Raw genomic sequence first — 809 nt, forward strand, 5'->3', positions numbered from 1 at the left:
GATAGCGATGTCATGGATAAGTTGATCGTAACCACGTTGCAAGAAGGTTGAGTAGATAGCAACTATCGGATGATCGCCAGCAATTGCCATACCCGTTGCAAGTGTCACAGCGTGTTGCTCTGCAATTGCCACATCAAAGTATTGGTCTGGGTACTCTTTCGAGAAACGCACCATGCCAGAACCTTCACGCATTGCTGGCGTAATTGCCATTAGCTTAGGATCTTGCGCTGCCATGTCACATAAGAAGTCACCAAAAATCTTTGAGAAAGTTGGTTTGCCGCCACTGCTTTTTGGTAAGCAGTTATGGCTTGGATCGAACTTAGGGACGCCGTGGTAGCCAATAGGATCTTTCTCTGCTGGCTCATAACCTTTGCCTTTCTTAGTCATGATGTGCAGGAACTGAGGGCCTTTAAGCTCACGCATGTTCTTCAGTGTTTTAACGAGCTCATTCACATCGTGCCCATCAATTGGACCAATGTAGTTAAAGCCAAACTCTTCAAATAGAGTGCCAGGGACAACCATGCCTTTTAGATGTTCTTCAGTGCGACGAACCAGTTCTTTGATTGGTGGCACACCTGATAGCACTTTTTTTCCACCTTCACGGATAGAGGTGTAAAGACTACCGGAAAGCACTTTCGCTAGGTGGTTGTTCAGAGCGCCAACGTTTTCTGAGATCGACATTTCATTGTCGTTCAGAATCACCAACATGTCAGGGTGAACATCGCCTGCGTGGTTCATGGCTTCGAATGCCATGCCTGCAGTAATCGCACCATCACCAATCACACTGATGACTTTACGACCTTTCCCTT

The 809-nt window shown here is 46.6% G+C and carries 1 protein-coding gene; it reads right to left on the reverse strand.

The genetic code is table 11. The annotated features are described in order from the left end of the window. On the reverse strand, positions 1-809 hold an 809-nt coding region (locus tag R8N49_RS26305), incomplete at both ends, for a 1-deoxy-D-xylulose-5-phosphate synthase N-terminal domain-containing protein (protein WP_318190348.1).

Source organism: Vibrio sp. 1978 (assembly GCF_033344345.1).